This window comes from Mesorhizobium sp. M7A.F.Ca.AU.002.02.1.1 (assembly GCF_003998535.1).
Lineage (GTDB): Bacteria > Pseudomonadota > Alphaproteobacteria > Rhizobiales > Rhizobiaceae > Mesorhizobium > Mesorhizobium ciceri.
Map to the genome: position 1 here is coordinate 1 of NZ_RZPB01000532.1, position 4,293 is coordinate 4,293.

3 protein-coding genes and 1 pseudogene are annotated in these 4,293 nt (G+C 64.5%); 2 read left to right on the top strand and 2 right to left on the bottom strand.

The window, feature by feature from the left end; genetic code table 11:
• A pseudogene (locus EN879_RS25965) lies at positions 1-423 on the bottom strand (glycosyl hydrolase family 5); the annotation flags it as partial.
• Positions 420-1,589 (bottom strand): DUF1972 domain-containing protein, encoded by a 1,170-nt coding sequence (locus EN879_RS25970; protein WP_027160834.1) that lies wholly within the window; start codon positions 1,587-1,589, stop codon positions 420-422. The gene EN879_RS25970 and the pseudogene EN879_RS25965, both read right to left, overlap by 4 nt.
• Before the next feature lie 336 nt (positions 1,590-1,925).
• On the opposite strand from EN879_RS25970, the gene EN879_RS25975 reads away from it, so the two are divergent.
• Entirely contained in the window at positions 1,926-3,095 is a 1,170-nt protein-coding gene (locus tag EN879_RS25975) for a glycosyltransferase (RefSeq protein WP_082826508.1), read from the top strand.
• On the top strand, positions 3,092-4,293 hold a 1,202-nt coding region (locus tag EN879_RS25980; protein ID WP_127274330.1), incomplete at its 3' end, for a hypothetical protein. The genes EN879_RS25975 and EN879_RS25980, both read left to right, overlap by 4 nt.

A 4,293-nucleotide genomic window follows, 5' to 3' on the forward strand; every position in this document is an offset into this window, starting at 1 on the left:
GGGGTTCCAGTGATGGGTGGCCGCGTTGGCCTGGATGTTGACGATGATGCCAAGATCGGCGTCGAGGGTGGCGGTGACGGCGGCGTCCAGCATGTCCAGCAACTGACTGCGCGTCTTGGCGTCGGCGGCCAGGAAAGGGCCGGGATCGACGGGCAAGCGGATGAAATCGAGCCCGGTCTCGCGCAACCGACGCAGGTCGTCTGGGGTCGGCACCGGCCGTTGCGACTGGAAGGGCGGCCAGCCGTAGTCGGTGCGGGGTGCGGGAAATTCACGCGTCAGCGAGAACCAGGGCCAGGCGTTGACGCCGCGCCGAAACCGCGTCCCGGCGGCGGCGCGAGCGATTGGTGCGACCGGGAGCGAGCCGAGAGCCGCTGCAGTGGACAGCGCGGTCCGCAGCACCCGCCGGCGCGACCAGCCTATCATACGGTTCCTGGCGATGCGTGATCCATCGCAGTGGTCTTGGCGGCGGTCATGCCGAGCAGATGATAGGCCTCGTTTTCATAGGCGAGCAGGACATCGTCCCAGCGAAAGGCTTCGCGGGCCCGCGCCCTCGCGGCAACGCCGCAGGCCTTGACCAGGGCATCATCGTCCAGCGCCTGCTGCATCCGCTCGGCGCAACTGTTCTTGTCGGTGAAGTAGATCGCCGCAGCCCCTGCGGTCCACCTGTTGTAGGGATTGTCATGCGCGATCACCATGTTGCCGGCCGCCAGCGCCTCGACCAGCGACGGGTTGGTGCCGCCCACCGTGTGGCCGTGCAGATAGGCGCGGGCGTGGAAGCGCAGGGCCTTCACCGTTGCCTGGTCGTAAATGGCGCCCGGCAGGACCACCGAGCCGTTCGCCGCCTTGCGGATGGCGGCATGGTAGGGGATGTCGTCGGACAGCGTTCCCAGCACCACCAGCTTCATGTCGCGCTTGGTGGAGCAAAAGGATTCGACAATCGGCAGGATGTTGTTGTCGGGTTCGATGCGCGCGATCGAGATGAGATAACGCCCGGGCTCGAGGCCGAGCGCCCGGACCGGCGCCTCGGGCGCTGATGCCACCGGATCGGCGCCATAGGCGATGGTGGCGATGGCGCTGCGCGGCCGGCGCGTCGCCAGGTGATCGGCGATGGCGGGATGATCGGCGACCAGCCGATGCGAGGCCCAAGCGCCGATCCATTCGTTGAGCCAGAACCAGGTTCGCGCCGCCATCCCCCATTTGGGGCGACGCCACTCGATGCCGTCCATGTTGGTGAAGATCTTGCGCCGCTTCAGCCTGAGCCAGGTCAGGAAGACCGCGCCATTATAGCCGAGCACCAGGCAAACGCCCTGTCGTCTGGCAGCATCGCGGGCGCATTGCCAGTCGAATTCCAGGGTCGCGCGCGGTCCCTTGGAGGCGACCTGGATGTGAATGAGCTCGATGCCGCGCCAGGTTTCGCTGCGCACCCGCTGGTCGATCCGCTCGACCTCATCCTGGCAATAGACGCCGACCTTCCAGCCGCGCCCGACAAGAAACAGCGCCAGTTTTTCGGCAAAGGTTTCAAAGCCGCCATGGGCCGCGGGTATGCCGCGGGTCCCCAGGATTAGAATGGCGGGCTTTTCTGGTTTCATGGCCGGCGGCACTTTCACACATTTCATATATTAGATATTGCTTAATTTATAATGAGCAGACCGCAACTTTCGTGCCATCTTCCGATTTCGGTATCCTGGGAGGGGATCATGGCGCGGGGTTGTAAAAAAACGGTGTTGAACCCGGTGGTTGTTTCATTCTCGGTCAACCCTTCTGTGCGTAGCTGTATCGAAACGAAGCAATGCCAGGGGCGTACGGCCGGCAGTCGGACATATCGAACCGATAGTCGGACATATCGAACCAGGCATGATTCTTGCGGACGGGGTTCTGCCACAATCGCCCAGCGCGATGGTTGCAGCACCCGGCGGGAAACAAAGATGCGGATTGCCTGCGTTCATCAGGGTTATGAACTCTATGGTTCTGACCGCAGCTTCGCGGAGAGCGTGGCTGCGCTGCGCGCCGCGTTTCCGTCGGCCGACATCGAGGTGGTCTTGCCGCGCAGCGGGCCGATCGTCCAGATCCTGGAAGCGCATGCCAGCCGGATCGTCTTCGAACCGCTCTGGGTGTTGAGGCGCCAGGCCATTGCGCGCCTTGCGACAGTCGAGATGGCGCGATTGCCGGTTGCCGTGTTCAGGGCGTGGCGGCGCCTCAAGGCCTGCGACCTCGTCTATGTCAACACCTCGATCGTGGCCGACTATGCGCTGGCCGCGCGATTACTGCCCCACAAAGCCGTCTTGCACATCCACGAGATCCCCGAAGGCGCCATGCGCAGGATACTCGTCGGCCTGATGCACTGGAGCCATGCGGATCTGATCTTCAACTCGCGCGCGACGCGAGCCGCTTTCGGCGACCCCAAGGCCGCGCGCGCGCATGTCGTCTACAACGGCGTTGCCGGGCCGGCGGCGGTCGAACCAATGACGTATGACGGCAAGCGACCATTGCGGGTGCTGCTGCTCGGCCGCATCAACCGGATCAAGGGGCAGGAGGTCCTGCTGGAGGCGATCGCCTCGATGCCGGCAGAACTCCAGGCGAGGGTCGAGGTGCGGCTGGTCGGCGGCGCCTTCGAAAGCACCGAGCGCGAGCGTGCGCTTGCCGAACTGGTCGAAACGATGGGGCTTGCCGGGCGCGTCGGAGTCCTGCCTTTCATTCCCGATCCCTCGGAGCATTATCGCTGGGCCGACATCGTCACCGTGCCGTCGCGGCGTCCGGAATCGCTGGGCCGCGTCGCCATCGAGGCGATGGCTTATGGCCGGCCGCCGCTTGTGTCGGCGATCGGCGGGCTGGTGGAAGTGGTCAGCGACGGGCAGACCGGCTGGCATGTTCCGCCCGGCGACGCAGTAGCTCTTGGCGCGAAATTGCAGGAGATCATCCTCGCCCCTGAGGCCTGGCGCGGGTTTGTCGCTGCCGGGCGCGCGCGCTATGAGGCGATCTTCAGCGAGCCGGTCGCGGCCGCGGCGATCACCGCGATCGCCGCCGAAAAGCTGAAGACGACCATCGCGCGGCCGGGCAGGGCGCCCGCTGCCCGCGCAGCGGAGACACGGCCGTGAAGTTAGCGTTTCCGAGCCATCTGGTTCGACGCCTCGTGCTGATGATCGGCGGCGAGGCGATGCAGAGCGGCTTTCATTTCGCCCTCAACATCATGCTGTTGCACATGCTGTCGGCGCAGGGCTACGGCCTCTTCGCCATCGGCATGGTGATGGGCGGGGTCGGCCTGTCCTATATCAGGTCGCTCACCGCTGTTCCCGCCAGCATCTGGATGAGCAAGAGCACCAACAGCGCCGGCGTCAATACCTATGACGTGGCGTTCGGAACGGCGGCGCTGATCGTGGCGTTGCTGATGGCCGTCGGCACGGCTGTTCTGATGCATGTCCTTGGAGATCCAAGCGGAATTGCCGCCGGCTGCTTCGTCGGTGCCTGGTCGTTGCGCAGCCATATGCGCACGGCTTTCTTCGCACGGCGCCAGCAGGTTGTCGTCTCCATCAGCGATGGCGCTTTTACAGTCGCCGGCTGTGTCCTGACCGGGCTGTCGATCTGGTTGGTCCAAGACCCGCTGCAGACCGTATTCTATGCACTTGCAGCCGCAAATGTGTTCGGCATTTTCGTCCTGGTCCGCCTGGCTCGGCGCTCGCTTCGCATCAGCTTCCGCATGCCGACGCGCCGACGCTATGTCAGGCTCTGGCCCCAACTGCGCTGGTCGGCATTCAGCGCGACCACCACCAACATCCAGGGTCAATGTCTGGCGCTGCTGGTCGCCGGCATTGCCGGGCCAGCCGCCTACGCACCGCTGGCGGCGGTTCTGGTGCTGTTTGCTCCGCTGCGCATCATCAGCCTTGCGTTCGTCAACATGACGCAGCCGGATCTCGCCAGGCTGATGCGGAACAATGAAACAGGCCGTGTCTGGACGCAGGCCAAGATCTGGGCGCTCGTCATGGGGCTCGGCGGCCTTGCTTATGGATGTGCGATCATGTTCGTCCTGCCGATGATAAAATCCCAGGCTCTCCAGGACGCTTCGACCTGGTTCATCGGGCTTTTCGTGATCGCGAATTTTGTCCCGATCATGCTCTATATCATGCCCCGCATCGTGCTTGAGATACTCGGCGATTTTCGGATCGTCGCGTTCATCACCACGGGCGGCGCGGTCGTCGGGCTGGCGCTGATCGCGGCCCTGCTGGCAATCGCGTCTCCGCCGTGGGCGTTGTTGGGTTCCGCCGTCTCGGAGATGTTCGTGCTCGTGGCATCGTGGTA